Here is a 19,260-nt window from a genome sequence, read left to right as displayed (position 1 = left end):
CCTGACCATCCGGTCAAACGGAAAGGGCGGGGCCTCGCGGCTCCGCCCTTTTCTTTTTTGCGCTACCGCTCGCGCCGCGCGGCGAGCGGTAGCGCCCCTAAAACGTCTTTCGGACCTGAACGTACAGCCAGGGGCTGGCCTCGGTCTGACGGACCTCGCGGCCGCTGACCGGCGCCACATCGCGCGGGCCGCTCCACAGCAGGCGGTCCTGCCCCAGCTTCTGGTCGGCGGCGTTGCCCAGGTCTAGGCGAAGCGTCAGGTCGTCGCGCGGCTTCCACTGGCCATAGACCAGCACGAACGGCTCCTCGCGCCAGGTCCGGATCTCCCTGACGCGATAGCCCTTGCCCTTGTCGGTGTCGCAGCCGTGTTCGAAGCCCCACGACCAGCGGCCGCCGTCCAGATCGTGGTTGAAGTTCACCTCGCAGCTGAACGGCTGGTCGTCCTGGACGCGGCGAATCTCGCCCGTAACGGGGTCGGTGACCTCGCTCCACGACCAGGTGGTGCGAGCGAACATCTGCGCGTTGGCGAGGCCCAGCCGGTCGAACGGCAGGGTCAGCCGCAGGCGCAGGAAGCCGGACGTGCCCTTGCCGATATTGCCGACGCCATCGAACCCTCCGGCCAGAGGGATAATGTCCACCACGTCCTCGATCCTGACGTGCTGGATCGTGGCGTCGAAGACTCCGTCATCCCAGAAGCGGCGCTCGTAGAGGGCCTCGAGCACCGTCTCCTGCTGCGGGGCCAGGTCAGGGTTTCCGGCCTCCACCTCTCCGATGTCGATATCCGCCGAGGCGATGAAGTCGTCGAAATCCAGTTGGCCGACGTCCTGTTCGAGCCGGAGGCGAAGCTGGTGCCCGGTGCGCGGCGTCCAGGTCGCCTGCAGGCGGGGCTTGGCGTAGGTGAAGGTCTTGGCGGTGTCGCTGTCGCCGGACTGGCTGATTTCCGAACCCTCGATGCGGAGACCGGCCTCAAGGGTGAAGGTGGGCGAGGGGCGCCAGGTGGCCTGGCCGAAGAGTTCGCCGCGCAGTTCCTCGACCCTCACCGAGGCGGACGGCAGGGGAACGGGCACGCCGTTCTCGGCATAGGTCGTGGCGCTGTCGAGGACGTTCCAGGCGCCTTCAACGCCGGCCTCGAAGGCCCATCGGTCCGTCGGACGGAAACGCAGCGCGCCGCGCAGGATCGACTCGCCAGCGGTGCTGTCCGCCGTGAAGGTCTCGCTGTCGCCCCCGCCCTCGGAGACGCCGACATAGTCCTCGCTTTCGTAGCGCTGCAGGCCGGTCAGTTCGATCGCCGAACGGGGGCCGAGGTCGCGCACCCAGTTCAGCCCGAATTCGCCTTCCAGGGATTCCTCGGTCTCCTCGTTCAGGCTGTCGCTTCCGGCTCCGGACCGGATCAGCACGGCCTGGCGCTCATCGCTGTCGTTCAGGCCCAGAAGGGCGTTGATCCTCAGTCGCCCGCCGGCGAAGCGGCGTTGCAGGGCGCCGGTCGCCCGCACATTCCGGTAGCGGTCCCACCGGTCCAGTTCGGCATCCTGCGTCAGGGCCCCTGAGGCGTCATAGCGACGACGGAAGCCCGGGCCGGTGCCGTCGGTGCGGTCGCTGGCGGCGCTGATCTCGGCCTCGATCTGCTGGTCGCCCTCGCGTCGGGACCAGCCCATCAGCAGCACCGGGCCGAGGTAGCCGTCCGGGTAGGTGTAGGCGTTGAGTTCCAGCACCCGTTCGGTGGTCACGGTCCGGACCAGCACGACGTTGGCGATGACCGGATGGCCGCGCATGTCGATGCCCGGAGCGCCGCCCCGGACCAGTTCGATCCGCGCCACGGAGGCGGCGGAGATGCGGCCCAGCACATTGTCGAGGCTGTCGGTCTTGCTGGCCGGCGGCTGGCCGTCGATCAGCACATTGCCGCCGGCGCCGGCCAGGCCACGCGTGCCGCTGTCGCCACTGCTGAAGGAGAAGCCGGGCAGGCGGGCGATCATGTCCCAGGCTGTGTTCGGACGGCTGGCGGCGAAGAAGGCGGGCTCGAAGACCAGCACGCCGCGCTGGGCGGCGTCGACCTCAGGGGCTTCGCTGACGGGGCCGGTCGGGCGCGGCGCCTCGGCGACGCCGGTCGGCGCGACCTGCGCCAGTGCGGGACATGCCAGAACGGACGCCGCGACGCCCGTCAGCCAGATCGCCTTGCGCATGACCCCTCCCCTTTTCGGGGAGCTATGCCTGTGTTGAGAACTGGTCGCAAGCTGCGGCGGCGGAGGGTAAGGGAACCTCCGCCGCCGCGTGGAGCTCCGGTCGCTGAAGGCGACGACCGGAGCCCGTCTCAGAACGTCTTGCGCAGACGGATCTGGTAGAAGGTGCGCGGGTCGATCTCCTTCGTCTCGACGTAGGAGATCGGGCGGGTCACCCGGTCGGCGTAGGCGATGCGCTCCTGATCGAAATTGTCCCACACGTTGATCTGGGCGCGGATCGACAGGGTCGGGGTCGGCTTGTACTCGGCCCAGGCCTCGAAATAGTCCCGGCCGCGCCAGCTGAAACGCTGGTCCGGATCGAAGCTGGTCTGGCCCAGCAGCGGGATCCAGGCGGCGCCCCATTGCAGCTTCCAGGTGTCGATGTCCTGCGCGATCGTCAGCGTCGCCTGCGAGGCGCGCACATTGGAGATCGGACGCATTTCCCCGGTGGTCGGGTCCGTGACCTCCGTGTGGTTCCAGGTGTTGCGGAAGCCCAGCCGGCCGCCGGTGAAGCCGGCCCAGTCCATCGGGACCAGAATGTTCACCGCCAGCTGATCCAGCGTGCCGTCGCCAATGTTGCCGACCGCCGACAGGCCGTCGTCCAGCGGGATCACGTCGATGGCGTCCACGATCTCGTCGTGGCGCAGGCCGATGCTGACGATCCCGTCGCCCATGAAGCGGCGCTCGTAGATCAGCTCGCTGATCCAGCGTTGTTCCGGCTCCAGGTCGATATTGCCGCCGAAGACGTTCTCGTCTTCCAGATCGGCCGAGGCGGCGAAGTCGCCGAAGTCGAGCTGGCCCACCTCACGCTCGAAGCGCAGGCGCAGCTGGTTGTTGGGCATCGGGGTCCAGGTGGCCAGCAGGCGGGGTTTGGGGAAGAAGAAGCTCTTCTCCTGATCGGCGTCGCCCGACTGGGTGATGGTGGAGGCTTCCAGCCGCAGGCCGCCTTCGACCGTCAGGTCGTCGCGCAGGCGCCAGGTGCTCTTGCCGAACAGTTCGCCGCGGGTCTCCTCGACCGTCACCGAGGCCGAGGGCAGGGGCACGGCGACGCCGCCGACGCTGAAGGCCTGGTCGGTCTCCAGCATGTTGTAGGCGACCTCGCCGCCGAACTCCCACGTCAGCTTCGGCGATTGCTCGAACCGCACCAGGCTCCGCAGGATGGTTTCGGAGGCTTCGCCCACGGATTCGAAGCGCTGCAGCGGGCTGCCGACTCCTGACAGGGTCGTGCGGCTGATCGAGACCGCGTCGAAGTCGCTGAACTCGTGGATGAAGCGGGTTTCCAGATTGAAACGGCTGCTGAGCGGACGGGTGTAGACGGCGCCGAACTCTCCGCTGGAGCCGTCCTCCGCATAGAGGCTCTCGCGCCGCACCAGGGGGGCGGTCTGCAGGTTGATGCTCTCGTAGTCGTTCACGCCGTAGCGGGCGGTCAGGTCGATCTTGCCGCCCAGGAAGGGGCTGGCGAAGTTGACCCGGGCCGACTGGCCGCCGCCCCTCTGGTCGTTGAAGAAGTCCTCATCCCGCAGGAGGACGCCCGACGCATCCCGGCGGATCACCGGCCCCACGCCGTTTGAGTCGCTCATCGACAGGCCGTCGCTCAGGGTGAAGCCCCAGGTGCGGTCGCCGTCCTTGGCGGTGAACTGGATCGAGCCGCCGTACACATCCTGCCCGCCCTCGAACAGGACGGCGTTGCCGGTGACGATGGTCTGCTGGCTGGACTGCTGGCGGGTGATGACGTTCACCACCACCGAGAAGCCCTGCATGTCGATGCCCGGCGCGCCGCCGCGGATCAGCTCGATCCGTTCGACATTGCTCGCCAGGGTGCGGCCCAGAACGCTGGATCCGGCGTCATTCTTCGAGGCGGGGCGCGAGCCGTTGATCAGGATGTTGCCGACCGAGCCCTCGAAGCCCCGGCTGCCGTCGCCGTCGGAGACGCTGAAGCCCGGAACCCGGTTGACCATGTCGAGCGCCGTCGTCGGGCGCTGGTCGGCGAAGAAGTCGGGCGTGAATACCAGCACGCCCTGCTGGCCGGCCTCGGCCTGGACGCCCTGCTGGGCGGCGGGCGGTGCGGGGGGCGTCGTCTGGGCGACGGCCGCGCCGGCGCTCAGGATCATCGCCGTCGTTGCCATCAGAATGGTCTTGGTCATTGCAGAACTCCCCTCGTCGTGTGACGAGAGGTGTGACCGCACGATCCGTCTGTCTCCAGTTACAAGACGGACAGGTGGATTAAATCGGCGACAGCATTACAGGGCTGTCATCTTCGTGTTCTGATGTTGTCTGTTCGTTACTGTCTTTCATCAAGTCAAACGGGTGATGTTTTGAAGTCCGTCGCTGCTGTTGCATCAATCGTTCTGTCGCTGGCTGTCGCCGCGCCGGTTCATGCCCAGATACCTTCGCCGCCTGCTGCACAGGAAGCGACGGAGCTGGACGAGGTCGTCGTGCTGGCCCGCCGCTCGGGCGCGCCGATGTGGACCGTGACGCGGGGGGACTCCACCCTGATCCTCGTCGGCTCGATCCGGGCCATCCCGCGCGACGTGACCTGGCATCCCGACGCGCTGGAGCAGGCGGCGGCGAAGGCGGATCTGATCCTGCTGCCGCAGGAGGGCCGCGCATCCCTGTCGGACATCTTCCGCGTCATCTGGCGCGCCCGCACCATCGGCCGGATGCCGCAGGGACAAACCACGGCCGACTATCTGTCGCCGGAGTATCAGGCCCGCCTCGAGGCCCTGATGGCGGGCGAGCGCAGCCAGAACTGGCGCGCCCAGAGCCTGCTCTTCACCAGTATCGACCTGATGCAGGACAAGGCCGGCTTCCGGGCGGGGCGCGAAGGCCAGGACGCCGTGGATGTGGTTCGCCGCGCCGGTCAGCGCGCCCGCACGGACATGCGGCCGGTCGGCACGGTGCGCGGGGACGAGATGGTCGAAAGCCTGATCTCGGCCCCCCAGACCGCCCACGTCCCCTGCGCCGAGCGCGCCATCGCGGCGGCCGAGGCGGGGCCGGAATCCTCCCGCGACCGCGCCATGGACTGGAGGGCCTTCCGGGTGCCGGACGTGGTCAACTCACCGATCGAACAGGCGCTGAATGTCTGCTGGCCGTGGGGCGACCCGGAACTGGCTCCGCGCCTACACCAGCAATGGGCGGCCGCGGTCGAGACGGCGATGATCTCGCCCGGCACGACCATGGGCGTCGCCCCGGTCCGCCTGTTGGCCGAGGAGGGCGGCGTGCTGGACAGCCTCGTCTCGCGCGGCTTCGAGGTGGTCGGGCCGGAGTGGAAATAGGGGCGAGGTTCCAGGGTCTGGGTTCCAGGGGCGGCGAGCACCGCGCTGGGCCAGCCCTGGCCCCTTGAACCTGATCCCCGGAACCTAAACAGCCGTTCCGCCCACCGTCAGCCCGCCGATCTTCAGCGAGGGCTGGCCGATGCCGACGGGGACGCCCTGGCCGGCCTTGCCGCAGACGCCGACGCCCGGATCAAAAGCGAAGTCGTCGCCGATCATCTGCACCTGCGTCAGGGCCGTAGCGCCGTCGCCGATCAGGGTGGCGCCGCGCACCGGGGCGGTGATCTTACCGTCCTCGATCAGATAGGCCTCGGTGCACTGGAAGACGAACTTGCCGTTGGTGATGTCCACCTGACCGCCGCCGAAGTTCGCCGCATAGAGGCCGCGCTTCGTATTGGCGATCATGTCGGCCTTGGAGTCCTTGCCGCCCTCCATGAAGGTGTTGGTCATGCGCGGCATCGGCATGTGGGCGAAGGACTGGCGGCGGCCGTTGCCGGTAGCGGTCGTATTCAGCTGACGGGCCGACAGACGGTCGTGCATCAGACCGACCATGATGCCGTCCTCGATCAGGACCGTGCGATTGGTCGGGGTGCCTTCGTCGTCGATGGTCAGGGAGCCGCGGCGACCGGCGATGGAGCCATCGTCCACCACGGTCACGCCCGGGGCGGCGACGCGCTTGCCCATCATGCCGGTGAAGACCGACGAGCCCTTGCGGTGGAAGTCGCCCTCGAAGCCATGGCCGATGGCCTCGTGCAGCAGGACGCCGGGCCAGCCGGCGCCGAGAACCACGTCCATCTCGCCCGCCGGGCAATCGACGGCTTCCAGGTTCACCAGCGCCTGACGCAGGGCCTCATCGACCTGGCCTTGCCAGCGGTCGGGCGCGATCCAGGCCTCGAAGCCCGCGCGGCCGCCCGCGCCGGAGGAGGCGCTTTCGCGACGGCCGTCCTTCTCGACGGTGACCGAGACGTTCAGGCGAACCAGCGGGCGCATGTCGCGCATCAGGCGGCCGTCACCGCGCAGGATCTCGATCTGGCGGTGCTCGCCGACCAGAGAGGCCGAAACCTGCACCACGCGCGGATCGCGGGCGCGGGCCCAGGCGTCGATCTCGGCCAGCAGGGCGATCTTGTCGGAGAAGGCGGGCGAGGCGAGGGGATCGACCTCGTCATAGAGCTTGCGGTTGGTCGCCTGCGGGGCCTCGGCGGCGATACCGGCATGGCCGGACTTGGCGAGGGCGGCGCTGTCGGCGGCGCGGCGGATGGCGGGGCCGCTGATCTCGTTGGCGTGGGCGTAACCGGCGGTCTCGCCGGCGACGACGCGAAGGCCGAAGCCCTCGGTGGCATCATAGGCCGCGGACTTCAGGCGGCCGTCGTCGAAAACGAGCGACTCCGACTCGGAGCGCTCCAGGAACAGTTCGCCGTCATCGGCTCCGGTCAGGGCGTCCTGAAGGATCGAGAGGGCTTCGTCGGCGCCGACCTCGGCGCTGTCGAGGATGGCGGGTGGGGAAACGAGGACGGTCATGGGCCTTAAGTAGGGGCTCGCCGTCCCCGCGTCACCATTGTCCGAAATCGGCCGGACTGGACGTCGTCCAGTCCGGCTCGGATTTCGGACAAGTCCGGGGTTTGTCTAGTCGATCTCGACCTCGCCCCAGCCGGTGATCGTCTGGTTCACCTGCGCCGGGTTGCGGGTCAGGCGGACGTCGCCCTGTCCCGAGATGTCGATGTCGGCGCGCTCGGTCGGACCGACCCGCACATCGCCACGCCCGGGCACATTGACCGTGGCCTCGGCCAGCAGCAGGCGGGACAGGTTGACGTCGCCGTCGCCGTTGACCGTGATCGTGGCCTTGTCGGCGCGGCCTTCGACACTGATCCCGGCTTCGCCCTGGGTGATCACCGTCAGGGTCGGCTGGTCATAGCCGCGCACCCGCAGCGTGCCGTTGTCGCCCATCTCGAAGGTGTTCACGGCAGGGGCCGTGATGACGATCCGCAGGGCTTCGGTCTCGCTCCACACCCGGATGCCGGAACCGCTCCAGCGGACATAGCCGCGTTCGGGGCGATCATCGCTGATCATGGTCAGGCGACCGTCGGCGAAGCGGATGCTGTCCACGACCTCCTTGGGGCCGCTGATCCGGATGCCGGCCTGTTCGCCCTGGACGTAGGAGACCTCGCCCGGGACATCGATCGACAGGCTGTCGCCGCCGGCCCACTCGATGGTGCGGCTGATGTCGGGCTGGGCCTGCCCCCGCTCGAAGCGGAAGCTGGAGTCCCCGGGGCCGTCGTCGGTGACGACCCAGGTCCAGTCGTGCTTGCGGACATCGTTGCCGACCAGCGCCGCGGCGCCGCCCAGCCCGACCAGCGACAGCACGAAGCCAACGCCGGTGATGATGAGAAGATTGCGCATCATGATCCAGGTCCTCCCTCAGGCCCGTTCAGCGGGTTGGGTGTTCAGCGCCGGTTTCAGCACCCGGTAGTGCAGGCGGGCGTACCAGACGGTGGCGTCGATCAGCCATTTGGTCAGGATGGCCATCAGGCCGCCCAGGAACAGGCCCATGCCCATCAGGCCCACGCCCAGGAGCACGCCGCCCAGAACGCCGCCCGGTCCGCCCATGAAGGGCACCACGACGGCGGCGAGGCCACCGCTGATGAAGATGCCGACCCCGGCGACCAGGAAGCCGAGGATGGTGCCGAAGATCGGCAGGACCAGCGGCAGGATGATGATGATGTCCAGCGCGCCCAGGCCGATCAGGCCGAAGATGGCGCCGGCGGCGGCCGACGGGTTCTGCTCCTGCGTCCAGCGACGGGCGCCCGCCTCGGCGCGCAGTTCGCGAGCCAGACGGTCGGGATCGCCCAGGGCGGCCGCGACCTCTTCCTCGCGGCGTCCGGCGGCGGCGCCGTCCTTGAAATGCAGTTCGTAGTCTGCGGCGATCTCGGCGGCGGTGACCATCGGCAGGCCCACCAGCCCCTGTCTCAGCCGGGCCATGAATTCGGCGCGGGTCATTGTTCAGCTCCCTCTTCGCTGACACGGACGACGGGCGCTGCCGCATCGTCCAGAATGGTCTCGACCGCGAGCGCGAAGGCGCGCCATTCGGACTTCTGGGTCTCAAGAGCCCGCCGTCCGGCGTCGGTCAGTCGGTAGTATTTGCGCGAAGGCCCCGCAGGCGATTCGACCAGATAGGTCTCGACCTGTCCGTCGGCCTGCATCCGCCGCATGAGCGGATAGATGGTTCCTTCTCCCATGCCGATCGCGTCCGACAGGGTGGAGGCGATCTCATAGGCGTAGCTTTCGCGCCGGTTGAGGACGGCCAGAACGCAAAGCGTCAGGGCCCCCTTCTTCAGCTGGATGTCTATGGTTTCAGGCACATCAACGTCTCCCGTGATGTCTGAAGGGGTATCGCAAGGTATCTTGTCACGCAAGGTAGCTGGCGAAACATGACTGCGATTTAATCTGGCGGCCCAAGACCGCCGATCCGCCGGGACGCTTGGCAAGTGCGGGAGGGGACGATATGGACCGGCCATAGTATTGCCACGGGCGAACGGAACCCGGCGGCTACTTGCGATTAATTCGCAAGTTATTGGGACGAAACGGCTTTATGAGGATGTCTCGCATGGGGATGGGCACGCGGGCCCGGGCGCTGATCGGTGGTGGCATCGCCGCTCTGAGCCTGGCCGTTTTCGCCGTGACGCCGGCTTTGGCGTCGGATGGGGGCCGGATGGGGCAGCCCACGCCGGGCGGCATTGCGCTGCAGCCGGCGGCGTCGCCGCTCAAGGAGCAGGCGCACTTCTTCCACGACATCGTCCTGATGCCGGTGATCACGCTTGTGACCCTGCTGGTGCTCGGCCTGCTGATCTGGATCGTGGTTCGCTACAACAAGAAGTCGAACCCGACCCCGGCCAAGTGGAGCCACAACACCCTGATCGAGGTGATCTGGACCGTGGCGCCGGTGCTGATCCTGGTCGGCATCTCGCTGTTCTCGTTCCGCCTGCTGTTCGCCTACAACGACATGCCGGAGCCGTATCTGACCGTTAAGGCCACCGGCAACCAGTGGAACTGGGGTTACGAATACCCCGACCAGGGCATCGCCGAGTACGTCTCGAACATGCTGTCCGAGGAAGAGATCGCCGAACGCGGCATGGATCACGACCTCTACCGTCTGGCCGCCGATGAACCGATCGTCGTGCCGGTCGGCAAGACCATCCGCGTCCAGGTCACCGCCGCCGACGTCATCCACGCCTTCGCCCTGCCGGCCTTCGGTCTGAAGATCGACGCCGTTCCGGGCCGCCTGAACGAAACCTGGTTCCGCGCTGACCGCGTCGGCACCTTCTACGGCCAGTGCTCGGAACTGTGCGGCGTTGATCACGCCTTCATGCCGATCGAGATCCGCGTCGTCAGCCAGGCCGAGTTCGAGGCCTGGGTCGTCACCAAGGGCGGCTCGATGACGCCGCCGGCTCCGGAAGGCGCCGCCGCTCCGGCCGCTGCCCCGGCTGCGCCCGCCGACGCCGCCGCGGCTCCCGCCGCTGACGCCGCCACTCCCGCCGCGCCTGCCGCGGCCTCGCCGGCCCCGGCCGCGGCTCCCGCCGCCGCCCCGGCCGCCCAGTAACGATCCGCGAGAGCCCCTACAGACATGGCCACCGCAGCTGAAAACCTCGCCCACGACCACGACGGGCATCACGACCACAAGCCGGGCTTCTTCACCCGCTGGTTCCTGTCCACCAATCACAAGGACATCGGCACCCTGTACCTGATCTTCGCCATCATGGCGGGGATCGTGGGCGGCGCCCTGTCGGGCCTGATCCGTCTGGAGCTGGCCGAGCCGGGCATCCAGTATTTCGTCCCCGGCGGCATCATCGAGCAACTCGGCCTCGTTGAGGCGTCCAAGCACGGCTACAACGTCACCGTCACGGCCCACGCCCTGATCATGATCTTCTTCATGGTCATGCCCGCCATGATCGGCGGCTTCGGCAACTGGTTCGTTCCGATCATGATCGGCGCGCCGGACATGGCCTTCCCGCGCATGAACAACATCTCGTTCTGGCTGCTGGTCTCGGCCTGGGTGCTGCTCTGCGCCTCGATGTTCGTCGACGGCGGACCGGGCAAGGGCTTCGGCGGCGGCTGGACCATCTATCCGCCGCTCTCGACCTCGGGTCACACCGGGCCGGCGATGGACCTGGCGATCTTCTCGCTGCACGTCGCGGGCGCCTCGTCGATCCTGGGCGCGATCAACTTCATCACCACCATCTTCAACATGCGCGCGCCGGGCATGACCCTGCACCGCATGCCGCTGTTCGCCTGGGCCGTGCTGATCACCGCCTTCCTGCTGCTGCTGTCGCTGCCGGTTCTGGCGGGCGCCATCACCATGCTGCTGTCGGACCGCAACTTCGGCACCTCCTTCTTCAACCCGGCCGGCGGCGGCGACCCCGTCATGTTCCAGCACCTGTTCTGGTTCTTCGGCCACCCCGAGGTGTACATCCTGATCCTGCCGGGCTTCGGCATCATCTCGCACATCGTCTCGACCTTCTCGAAGAAGCCCGTCTTCGGCTACCTCGCCATGGCCTACGCCATGGTCGCCATCGGCTTCATCGGCTTCATCGTGTGGGCGCACCACATGTACACGGTCGGCATGAGCGTGAACCTGCGCGCCTACTTCGTGGCCGCGACCATGATCATCGCGGTGCCCACGGGCGTTAAGATCTTCTCGTGGATCGCGACGATGTGGGGCGGGTCGATCAGCTTCAAGACGCCCATGCTGTGGGCGATCGGCTTCATCTTCCTGTTCACCGTTGGCGGCGTGACCGGCGTGGTCCTGTCGAACGCGGCCATCGATTACAGCCTGCACGACACCTATTACGTGGTGGCGCACTTCCACTACGTGCTGTCGCTGGGCGCCGTCTTCGCCATCTTCGCCGGCTTCTACTACTGGTTCGAGAAGATGTTCGGGGTGAAGTACAACGAGTTCCTGGGCTGCCTGCACTTCTGGATCATGTTCGTCGGTGTGAACCTGGTCTTCTTCCCGCAGCACTTCCTGGGCCTGCAGGGCATGCCCCGCCGCTATGTGGACTATCCGAACGCCTATGAGTTCTGGAACCACATCTCGTCGGTCGGCTACGTCATCACCATCGTCGGCGTCGCCGTCTTCCTGGTGATGCTGCTGGAAGCCGCCATCCGTCGTCGTCCGGGCGTCGCCAACCCGTGGGGCGAAGGCGCCACCACGCTGGAGTGGACCCTGTCCTCGCCCCCGCCGGCGCACCAGTTCAACGAACTGCCGGTGGTCAAGAGCGACGACCATTAAGACCGGCCCGGCCGGACAGTAACCGGGGGCCGCTCCTTGCACAGGGGCGGCCCTCATCCGTTAAGAAGCGTCATGACCCAGCCCGCCGCCCAGCCCACGATCTCCACGGCCCAGCCGGAAGACTTCTTCCAGCTGCTCAAGCCGCGCGTGATGTCGGTCGTGATCTTCACCGCCGTGGTCGGGCTGGTGGTCGCCAACGGTGATCTGGACTGGATCTCCTCGGCCATCGCCGTGCTCTGCATCGCGGTCGGCGCGGGCGCGGCGGGGGCGCTGAACATGGCGCTGGAGGGCGAGACCGACGCCCTGATGCGGCGTACGCGCGGCCGTCCGGTCGCCGCCGGTCGGGTGAAGAAGAATGACGCCATGGCCTTCGGGGTCATCCTGTCGGTCTTCTCGGTCATGCTGCTGGGCATGACGACCAACTGGGTGGCGGGCGGCCTGCTGCTGCTGACCATCCTCTACTACGCCGTCTTCTACACCCTGCTGCTGAAGCGCCGGACGCCCCAGAACATCGTCATCGGCGGCGCCGCGGGCGCCTTTCCGCCGGTGATCGGCTGGGCCGCCGCGACCGGCCAGACCTCCTGGCAGGCCTGGCTGCTGTTCCTGATCATCTTCCTGTGGACCCCGCCGCACAGCTGGGCCCTGGCCCTCTATTCCGCCGGCGACTACGCCAAGGCCGGGATCCCGATGATGCCGGTGGCGCGCGGGGCCAAGAGCACCCGGCTGCAGATCCTGCTCTACACCTTCGTCTTCCTGGCCGCCGCCGTGGCGCCGGGCCTGACCGGCATGGGCGGGATCATCTATCTGGTCGTGTCCATCGCGGGTGGCCTGGCCTTCCTGTTCCTGGCCGTCCGCCTGTGGCGCTCGCGCGCCGGCGACCAGCCGGACAAGGCCGAGGCCGTGGGGCGAGAGGCCGCATTGTACGACGTCCGGGCCGAGGCCAAACCCGCCCGCAACCTGTTCGCCTTCTCGATCCTGTACCTGATGGCCCTGTTCGCGGCCCTTCTGGTCGAGAGCTTCACCCCGGGATTGTAAGACCCATGCGCCAGCTGACCCCCGAAGAACTCGCCGCCCGCAAGAAGCGCAACCTGGCCATCGCCGGCGCGCTGGTCGCCTTCATGGTGATCGTGTTCGGCGTCACCATCCTGAACCTGAAGCGCAACATCGACGCGCGCGCCGAGGCGGTCGCCGCCGGCGAACCGGTCGGATACGCCAAGTGAAGATGTCGCGGAACGCCATCGCCATCGTCTGCGTGCTGGGCGTGATGGGGATGACCGGCGCCTCGTTCGCGGCCGTGCCGCTGTATCGTTTGTTCTGCCAGGTCACCGGCTTCAACGGCACCGTCAGTCGCGCCGAAAAGGCGCCGGATGTCCAGCTGGACCAGACCGTCCTGATCCGCTTCGACACCAATGTGCGCGGCCTGCCCATGCAGTTCCGCGCCGAGCAGGTCAGCCAGCGGGTGCGGATCGGTGAAACCGGCATCGCCTTCTTCGACGTGACCAACACCTCGGACCAGCCGATCAGCGCCAAGGCCGCCTACAATGTCGTGCCGGACCGGGCCGGTCCCTACTTCCAGAAGCTGCAGTGCTTCTGCTTCGAGGAGCAGATCATCCAGCCCGGCGCGACCATCCAGTTCCCGATCCAGTATTTCGTCGCCCCCGAGATGGCGACGGACGCGGAGAGCAAGGGCGTGCGGGAAATCACGCTCAGCTACACCTTCTATCCCACGGACCGTTTCCAGCAGGCGGGGAACGGCGCCCAAACTGTGGCGCATGCCACTGGCGCGGCCGGATAGCGGACGCTATAGCCTGATTTGAAATAGGGACGTTCCGAGCGGTTTAAGAGAACAAATAATGGCCGACGCACACGCGACACCGCACCACGATTATCACCTCGTCAGCCCCAGCCCCTGGCCGCTGCTGTCCTCCATCGCCGTGACGATCATGATGATCGGCGCCGTGGTCTGGATGAAGGGCCTGGTTCCGGCCGACGCCGGCGTCGTGGCCGGCGCCCTGCTGGCCAAGGGCGACAAGGCCCTGTTCTTCGCCGGTCTGGTCGGCACCTTCCTGTCGGCGGGCCTGTGGTGGGCCGACGTGGTCAAGGAAGGCAATGCGGGCGATCACACCCCCGTCGTCTCCATCGGCCTGCGCTACGGCATGCTGCTGTTCATCGCCTCGGAAGTGATGTTCTTCGTGGCCTTCTTCTGGGTCTTCTTCGAGATGACCCTGTTCAACGAGGCCCGCACCCATATTCCGGAAGTCGGCGCCTGGGCGGATACGGCCAAGGCCTGGTCCAGCTGGCCGCCGCAGGGCATCGAGACCCTCGACGCCTGGCAGCTGCCGCTGCTGAACACCGTCATCCTGCTGCTGTCCGGCACGACCGTGACCTGGGCTCACCACGCCATCGCGCAGGGCGACCGTAACGCCACCAAGATCGGCCTGGGCATCACCATCGCGCTCGGCATCCTGTTCACCGGCGTTCAGGCGTACGAGTACCACCACATCATCCACGAGAACCTCTTCTTCAACGAAGCGGCCATCAACTCGGGCCTGTACGGTTCGATCTTCTTCATGGCGACCGGCTTCCACGGTTTCCACGTCCTGATCGGCACCCTGTTCCTGATCGTCTGCATGCTGCGCCTGCTGGCCGGCGGCTTCACCCCCCAGAAGCATTTCGGCTTCGAGGCGGCGGCCTGGTACTGGCACTTCGTCGACGTGGTCTGGCTGTTCCTGTTCGCCTTCGTCTACGTCGTCTTCGGGTGACCGAAGGCCCCACAGGGCAATCTCCTGCACCGGCGCGGATCGACCCGATCCGCGCCGGTCTGCTTTGTCGCTGTCCCAACTGCGGGCAAGGACCGCTCTATGCGGGCTTCCTCAAGGTCGTGGACCGGTGCGAGGCCTGCGGCTTCGACTACACCCGGCTGAACACCGGCGACGGCGCCGCCATCTTCATCATGCAGATTTCCGGCGGGCTGGTGGTGTTCAGCGCCCTGGCGGCCATGATCGCCTGGAACCCGCCGATCTGGCTTCTGCTGCTGATCAGCCTGCCGCTGGTCGCCGGCCTGTCCATCGGCCTGATGCGCCCCGGCAAGGGACTGATGATCGCGCTTCAGATGCGCCACAAGGCTGGACAGCAGAACCATGTCTGAACCGCGCGCCCGTTTCCCCTGGGGCCTGACGCTCGCCGTCATCCCGGCCCTGGTCCTGCTGCTGTCGCTGGGCGTCTGGCAGGTGCAGCGTCTGCACTGGAAGGAATACCTGATTGCGGAGGCCGAGGCCACAGCGGCCGCGCCGCCGATCGGTGTCGAGAATCTGCAGGGCTTCCGGTCATTCGAGTTCCAGAAGCTGAGCCTGATCTGTCCCGGACTGGATACCGCCCCCTACGTCGAACTGCAGACCATCCATGACGGGCAACCCGGGGTCAGGCTGATCTCCCTTTGCGTCAGCGAGCCAGTACGCTTTGGAGACGGGCAGGTCGGATACCGCTTTGTCGTGGATCGGGGCTTCATTCCCGACACGGTCTCCGCCCGCCCGGCGCAGCAGCTTTCGGACAAGCCGGTTTTGCTTACGGCCGAGATCCGCACTGTGCCGGACGCGGGTGGAATGACCCCGCCGCCGGAGGGGCATCGCTTCTACGGGCGCGACCTTGAGGCCATGACGGAGGTTCTGCTGCGGGACCAGGAGCGCCTCGGCGCCCGGAATGAGGAGCGCATGCTCTGGGGTTACTGGCTGTACGCCACCACCTCCTCTAATCCCGACTGGCCCGCCCTGCAGCCCTCGGCGCCGCCCGCGGCCTTTTCCAACAACCACCTCGGCTATGCGATGACCTGGTTCGGACTGGCGATCGTGCTGGTCGGCTTCTACATCGCCCTGCTTCGGCGCCGGATCGGCGCCCCGCCGTCTGAAAAGAGCTCGACCTGACCACCCTCCACACCCTGTCCAACGGCGTCCGCGTCGTCTGTGATCCGATGCCGGGCCTGCGCACCCTCGCCCTGACCGTCGCCGTGCGCGGCGGCGCCAAATGGGAGGATGAGGCGACGTCCGGCTGGTCCCACTGTCTCGAGCATCTGGTGTTCAAGGGCGCCGGCGACATGGGCGCGCGCGAGATCGTCGAGCGGATCGAGGCCGAGGGCGGCTCGATTAACGCCGCCACCGGCTATGAACGCACCAGCTTCGAGGTGCGGGCGCTGAAGGGCGGCCTGCCGCTGGCCATGCAGGTGCTGTCCGATCTGGTCTTCCGCCCGACCCTCGATCCCGCCGAGATCATCCGCGAGAAGGATGTGGTGGCGCAGGAGATCGCCGAGGCCTTTGACACCCCCGACGACCACGTCTTCGAAATGGCCCAGACGCGGGCCTTCGCCGGCCAGCCGCTGGGCCGTCCGATCCTCGGCTCGGTCGCCAGCCTGAAGCCCATCGACAAGGCCAGCATCGCCGCCTGGCGCGCCCGCCTGTACTCGCCGGACCGGATGGTGGTGGCGGCGTCGGGCGCGGTCGATGAGGCTGAACTGCTGACCCTGGCCGAGCTATGGTTCGGCGATCAGCAGGCGACCCCGGCGGAAGCCCCCGCCGTGCCTGTCTTCACCGGCGGCGACGCGGCCCTGACCCGGCGCATCGAACAGGCCAACATCGTTTTCGAATTGCCAGCGCCCTCGGCGCTGGACGCCCTCTATCCGGCGACCCGGCTGATGACCGAGATCCTCGGCGGCGGCATGGCCTCGCGCCTGTTCCAGAGCGCGCGCGAGGAGCGCGGACTGGCCTATGCCATCGACGCCTGGCACGAGCCTTATGAGGACGCCGGGGTACTCGGTATCTACTCCGGCGCATCGGCGGACCGCGCGGTCGAATTGGCCCAGGTCTGCGCCGCCGAACTGAAGGCGCTCGCCGACCACGGCCCGACCGATGCCGAACTGGCCCGCGCCAAGGCGGTGCTGAACGCCAGCCTCTGGATGTCGGACGAAAGCCCGGCGTCCCGGGCGGCGCGGGCGGCGGCCCAGACGCTGATCTATGGCGCGCCCGTGGCGTCCGAGGTGTCCGCCGAACGTGTCCTGTCCCAGACCGCCGCCGACGTCCGCGCCGCCGCCCTGGCCTGCCTGTCGCCCGGCCTGGCCGCGACGGCGGTGTTGGGGCCGAAGGCGGCCGCGCCGGCGGGGGCGGCGTTCCGCTCGGCACTGTTCGGCTGACGCTGGCGGGTCTAATCTGATCCCATGGCGCTTCTGGACTGGATCAGTGACGCGGGCGGCCCCGTGGTGGAGGGGCGGGGGGTCATCCTGCGCTCGCCACGCGCTTCCGACCATGAAGCCTGGGCCACCCTGCGTCAGGACTCCTACGCCTATCTGCAGCCATGGGAGCCGACCTGGCCCGAGGATGATCTGACCCGCGCCGCCTTCCGCCGTCGCCTGTCGATCTATCAGCGTGAGCTGGACGCCGGAAACGCCTGGCCCTTCTTCATCTTCATCGACCATGGCCGGACGCTGGTGGGCGCCATCACCCTGTCGAACGTCCGGCGCGGTGTCGCCGAGACCGGCACCATAGGCTACTGGATCGGTCGCCGGTTCGCGGGGCAGGGGCTGGCCACGGCCTCGGTCACGGCGATGCGCGACTTCGCCTTCACCGACCTGAAGCTGCATCGGGTGGAGGCGTCCTGCGTCCCGCACAACACCGCCTCGCGCCGGGTGCTCGAAAAGTCGGGCTTCGCGCTTGAGGGAAAGGCCCGGGCTTATCTCAAAATTAACGGCGCTTGGGCAGATCATCTGCTGTTCGGCTGCGTGAATGACGGAGCCGGACGCGCCGGCTGACGCCGTGCATCGGAGAACCGCGGCGCGTGAATACTCGCTCCAGAAGTCTGGCCTGGGATGCGACCACCGCCATTGAGGCGCTGGCGGCCGCTGACACGGCGCTGTGGATCTGGACCCCCGCCGACGACCAGATGCGTTTCACCGGCGCGACCCGCGCTCTCGGGCTGGGACCGCTGGCCCCCGAATGCTCCGGCGCCGCCTTCACCGCCGTGGCCGTTCCGCAGGACCGGGCGCTCGCGGAACGCATCCTGAAGCCGCAGGAAGAGGGGACCGAGGTCGCTGTCCGCCTGCGCATGCGCGACGCCGAGACCTGCATCTGGCGCGGCGTCTGGCTGGAGGACGGCCTGCGCGCCGCCGGGGTCGTCGCCCTCGAGACCAAATTCGCCGCCTCCCACCGGGACACGCTCACCGGCCTGCTGGACCGCCGCACCTTCCTGGTCCGCGCCGGTGAGGCCCTGACCCAGTCCGGCGAGTTCGAGCTGGTCGTGGCCGACGTCGACCGTCTGCGCCGCCTGAACGAGGCCCTGGGCCACGAGCGCGCCGATCTGGTGCTGGCCGCCCTCGGCTCGCGCCTGAACGCCGCCTTCCCGCATGGCTCCAACGCCGCCCGCATCGGCGAGGATGAGTTCGCCATTCTGGTCCCGCGCGGAACCTCCGCCGCCTCCGAACGCCTTCGGGAGGCGCTGGAACAGCCGCTGCGCGTCGCCGGCTTTGACATCTATCCGACCGTCTCCATCGGCGCCGTCACCGTCGAGGGCGGACCGGACGCCGCCGACCCCGCCGAACTGCTGCGCCGGGTCGAACTGGCGGTGGAACAGGCCAAGACCGCCGGGCGCGGCGGCATCGCCGCCTATGGCCGAGCGCTGGAAAGCGACAGCCTGTCCCGGCTCGCGCTGGAGGCCGACCTCCGCAACGCCTTCGTGCGCGGCGAGATCGAGCCCTTCTACCAGCCGATCGTGAACCTCAACACCGGCGCTGTGGCGGGCTTCGAGGCCCTGGCCCGCTGGCGTCATCCCAAGCGCGGCATGGTCCCGCCGGACGAGTTCCTGGGTCTGGCCGACGAGATGGGCCTGATGAACGACCTGGGCTTGCTGATGATGCGCGCCTCGGCCCGCCAGCTGGCCGAATGGCTGGCGCGCCACCCGTCGGCGGGCAAGCTGTTCTGCAGCGTCAACCTGTCGGTGGGCGAGATCGAGCGGCCCAATCTGGTCGAGGACGTCGCCCGCATCATCGCCGAGGCCGACCTGCCGCGCGGCGCCCTGAAGCTGGAAGTCACCGAAGGCGACATCATGCGCGACACCACGCGTGCGGCCGAGACGCTGAAACGGCTGCGCGACGTCGGCGCCTCGCTGGCGCTGGACGATTTCGGCACCGGCTTCTCGTCGCTCAGCTATCTGGCCAAGCTGCCGTTCGATACGCTGAAGATCGACCGCTACTTCGTTCTGACGATGGACAAGGACGAGGGCTCGGCCAAGATCGTCAAATCGGTCGTCAATCTGGGCCGCGACCTGTCGCTGGAAGTCGTCGCCGAGGGCGTCGAGAACGCCGGCCTCGCCAAGCTCCTGCTCGACGCCCAGTGCCACTATGGCCAGGGCTTCGGCTACGCCCAGGCCCTGCCCGCGCAGGAGGCCGAGGTCTATCTGAACGAGTCGCTCGCCGACGGCACGGCCCCGATCAAGGCGCGGTCGGCTTAGGT

The 19,260-nt window shown here is 67.9% G+C and carries 18 protein-coding genes; 12 read left to right on the top strand and 6 right to left on the bottom strand.

The window, feature by feature from the left end; genetic code table 11:
* Nucleotides 1-97: 97 nt before the first annotated feature.
* Complete coding sequence (locus tag ACFQQC_RS01265) at nucleotides 98-2,179, bottom strand: TonB-dependent receptor plug domain-containing protein (RefSeq protein WP_376858929.1); 2,082 nt, start codon at nucleotides 2,177-2,179, stop codon at nucleotides 98-100.
* Nucleotides 2,180-2,307: 128 nt separating this feature from the next.
* On the bottom strand, nucleotides 2,308-4,359 hold the full coding sequence (locus ACFQQC_RS01260) for a TonB-dependent receptor plug domain-containing protein (protein ID WP_376858927.1): 2,052 nt from the start codon (nucleotides 4,357-4,359) through the stop codon (nucleotides 2,308-2,310).
* A 171-nt stretch (nucleotides 4,360-4,530) separates the two neighbouring features.
* On the opposite strand from ACFQQC_RS01260, the gene ACFQQC_RS01255 reads away from it, so the two are divergent.
* On the top strand, nucleotides 4,531-5,490 hold the full coding sequence (locus ACFQQC_RS01255) for a TraB/GumN family protein (protein ID WP_376858925.1): 960 nt from the start codon (nucleotides 4,531-4,533) through the stop codon (nucleotides 5,488-5,490).
* Between the two features lie 84 nt (nucleotides 5,491-5,574).
* On the opposite strand, the gene tldD is transcribed toward ACFQQC_RS01255, so the two are convergent.
* The 4 genes from tldD to ACFQQC_RS01235 all read right to left on the bottom strand — a co-directional run bounded on the left by tldD (nucleotide 5,575) and on the right by ACFQQC_RS01235 (nucleotide 8,843).
* The gene (tldD, locus tag ACFQQC_RS01250; RefSeq protein WP_376858923.1) at nucleotides 5,575-7,005 is read right to left on the bottom strand and encodes a metalloprotease TldD; all 1,431 of its coding nucleotides are present in this window, start codon (nucleotides 7,003-7,005) and stop codon (nucleotides 5,575-5,577) included.
* A 105-nt stretch (nucleotides 7,006-7,110) separates the two neighbouring features.
* Complete coding sequence (locus ACFQQC_RS01245) at nucleotides 7,111-7,887, bottom strand: GIN domain-containing protein (RefSeq protein WP_376858921.1); 777 nt, start codon at nucleotides 7,885-7,887, stop codon at nucleotides 7,111-7,113.
* A 15-nt stretch (nucleotides 7,888-7,902) separates the two neighbouring features.
* A complete protein-coding gene (locus ACFQQC_RS01240; RefSeq protein WP_376858919.1) occupies nucleotides 7,903-8,481 on the bottom strand; it encodes a DUF1700 domain-containing protein in 579 nt (192 codons plus the stop codon).
* Nucleotides 8,478-8,843: a PadR family transcriptional regulator gene (locus ACFQQC_RS01235; RefSeq protein WP_376858917.1), complete on the bottom strand. Its 366-nt coding sequence runs from the start codon at nucleotides 8,841-8,843 to the stop codon at nucleotides 8,478-8,480. The genes ACFQQC_RS01240 and ACFQQC_RS01235 overlap by 4 nt, the downstream gene beginning before the upstream one ends.
* Before the next feature lie 245 nt (nucleotides 8,844-9,088).
* Between ACFQQC_RS01235 and coxB the strand changes: the two genes are divergently transcribed.
* The 11 genes from coxB to ACFQQC_RS01180 all read left to right on the top strand — a co-directional run bounded on the left by coxB (nucleotide 9,089) and on the right by ACFQQC_RS01180 (nucleotide 19,258).
* Nucleotides 9,089-10,081 (top strand): cytochrome c oxidase subunit II, encoded by a 993-nt coding sequence (gene coxB, locus ACFQQC_RS01230; protein ID WP_376858915.1) that lies wholly within the window; start codon nucleotides 9,089-9,091, stop codon nucleotides 10,079-10,081.
* 24 nt (nucleotides 10,082-10,105) lie between these two features.
* The gene (gene ctaD / locus ACFQQC_RS01225; protein ID WP_376858913.1) at nucleotides 10,106-11,770 is read left to right on the top strand and encodes a cytochrome c oxidase subunit I; all 1,665 of its coding nucleotides are present in this window, start codon (nucleotides 10,106-10,108) and stop codon (nucleotides 11,768-11,770) included.
* A 72-nt stretch (nucleotides 11,771-11,842) separates the two neighbouring features.
* Nucleotides 11,843-12,805, top strand: coding sequence for a heme o synthase (gene cyoE, locus ACFQQC_RS01220; protein ID WP_376858911.1), 963 nt, complete (start codon nucleotides 11,843-11,845; stop codon nucleotides 12,803-12,805).
* Between the two features lie 5 nt (nucleotides 12,806-12,810).
* Nucleotides 12,811-12,990 carry a hypothetical protein gene (locus ACFQQC_RS01215; protein WP_376858909.1) on the top strand — a complete coding sequence of 60 codons (180 nt, stop codon included), beginning with the start codon at nucleotides 12,811-12,813 and terminating at the stop codon, nucleotides 12,988-12,990.
* A gap of 2 nt (nucleotides 12,991-12,992) precedes the next feature.
* Nucleotides 12,993-13,565, top strand: coding sequence for a cytochrome c oxidase assembly protein (locus tag ACFQQC_RS01210; protein ID WP_376860818.1), 573 nt, complete (start codon nucleotides 12,993-12,995; stop codon nucleotides 13,563-13,565).
* 58 nt (nucleotides 13,566-13,623) lie between these two features.
* Complete coding sequence (locus ACFQQC_RS01205; protein ID WP_376858907.1) at nucleotides 13,624-14,532, top strand: cytochrome c oxidase subunit 3; 909 nt, start codon at nucleotides 13,624-13,626, stop codon at nucleotides 14,530-14,532.
* The gene (locus ACFQQC_RS01200) at nucleotides 14,529-14,918 is read left to right on the top strand and encodes a DUF983 domain-containing protein (protein ID WP_376858905.1); all 390 of its coding nucleotides are present in this window, start codon (nucleotides 14,529-14,531) and stop codon (nucleotides 14,916-14,918) included. The genes ACFQQC_RS01205 and ACFQQC_RS01200 overlap by 4 nt, the downstream gene beginning before the upstream one ends.
* Nucleotides 14,911-15,690 carry an SURF1 family protein gene (locus ACFQQC_RS01195; RefSeq protein ID WP_376858903.1) on the top strand — a complete coding sequence of 260 codons (780 nt, stop codon included), beginning with the start codon at nucleotides 14,911-14,913 and terminating at the stop codon, nucleotides 15,688-15,690. Before ACFQQC_RS01200 ends, ACFQQC_RS01195 begins: the two co-directional genes overlap by 8 nt.
* Before the next feature lie 47 nt (nucleotides 15,691-15,737).
* Nucleotides 15,738-16,949: a M16 family metallopeptidase gene (locus tag ACFQQC_RS01190; RefSeq protein ID WP_376858901.1), complete on the top strand. Its 1,212-nt coding sequence runs from the start codon at nucleotides 15,738-15,740 to the stop codon at nucleotides 16,947-16,949.
* Between the two features lie 24 nt (nucleotides 16,950-16,973).
* A complete protein-coding gene (locus ACFQQC_RS01185) occupies nucleotides 16,974-17,564 on the top strand; it encodes a GNAT family N-acetyltransferase (protein WP_376858899.1) in 591 nt (196 codons plus the stop codon).
* Between the two features lie 26 nt (nucleotides 17,565-17,590).
* Nucleotides 17,591-19,258, top strand: a complete 1,668-nt coding sequence (locus ACFQQC_RS01180; protein WP_376858897.1) for a putative bifunctional diguanylate cyclase/phosphodiesterase — start codon at nucleotides 17,591-17,593, stop codon at nucleotides 19,256-19,258.
* Nucleotides 19,259-19,260: the final 2 nt, after the last annotated feature.

The organism is Brevundimonas sp. GCM10030266 (assembly GCF_042666595.1).
GTDB lineage: Bacteria > Pseudomonadota > Alphaproteobacteria > Caulobacterales > Caulobacteraceae > Brevundimonas.
The sequence above is the reverse complement of the archived record's forward strand: the minus strand, read 5'-3'. Positions and strand labels throughout refer to the sequence as shown.

What these genes read in the sequence shown, in the direction of transcription:
- cyoE (WP_376858911.1), top strand. Translation starts at nt 11,843, where the DNA reads ATGACCCAGCCCGCCGCCCAGCCCACGATCTCCACGGCCCAGCCGGAA.
- ACFQQC_RS01190 (WP_376858901.1), top strand. Translation starts at nt 15,738, where the DNA reads ATGCCGGGCCTGCGCACCCTCGCCCTGACCGTCGCCGTGCGCGGCGGC.
- coxB (WP_376858915.1), top strand. Translation starts at nt 9,089, where the DNA reads ATGGGGATGGGCACGCGGGCCCGGGCGCTGATCGGTGGTGGCATCGCC.
- ACFQQC_RS01215 (WP_376858909.1), top strand. Translation starts at nt 12,811, where the DNA reads ATGCGCCAGCTGACCCCCGAAGAACTCGCCGCCCGCAAGAAGCGCAAC.
- ACFQQC_RS01240 (WP_376858919.1), bottom strand. Translation starts at nt 8,481, where the DNA reads ATGACCCGCGCCGAATTCATGGCCCGGCTGAGACAGGGGCTGGTGGGC.
- ACFQQC_RS01260 (WP_376858927.1), bottom strand. Translation starts at nt 4,359, where the DNA reads ATGACCAAGACCATTCTGATGGCAACGACGGCGATGATCCTGAGCGCC.
- ctaD (WP_376858913.1), top strand. Translation starts at nt 10,106, where the DNA reads ATGGCCACCGCAGCTGAAAACCTCGCCCACGACCACGACGGGCATCAC.
- ACFQQC_RS01195 (WP_376858903.1), top strand. Translation starts at nt 14,911, where the DNA reads ATGTCTGAACCGCGCGCCCGTTTCCCCTGGGGCCTGACGCTCGCCGTC.
- tldD (WP_376858923.1), bottom strand. Translation starts at nt 7,005, where the DNA reads ATGACCGTCCTCGTTTCCCCACCCGCCATCCTCGACAGCGCCGAGGTC.
- ACFQQC_RS01245 (WP_376858921.1), bottom strand. Translation starts at nt 7,887, where the DNA reads ATGATGCGCAATCTTCTCATCATCACCGGCGTTGGCTTCGTGCTGTCG.
- ACFQQC_RS01185 (WP_376858899.1), top strand. Translation starts at nt 16,974, where the DNA reads ATGGCGCTTCTGGACTGGATCAGTGACGCGGGCGGCCCCGTGGTGGAG.
- ACFQQC_RS01210 (WP_376860818.1), top strand. Translation starts at nt 12,993, where the DNA reads ATGTCGCGGAACGCCATCGCCATCGTCTGCGTGCTGGGCGTGATGGGG.
- ACFQQC_RS01205 (WP_376858907.1), top strand. Translation starts at nt 13,624, where the DNA reads ATGGCCGACGCACACGCGACACCGCACCACGATTATCACCTCGTCAGC.
- ACFQQC_RS01265 (WP_376858929.1), bottom strand. Translation starts at nt 2,179, where the DNA reads ATGCGCAAGGCGATCTGGCTGACGGGCGTCGCGGCGTCCGTTCTGGCA.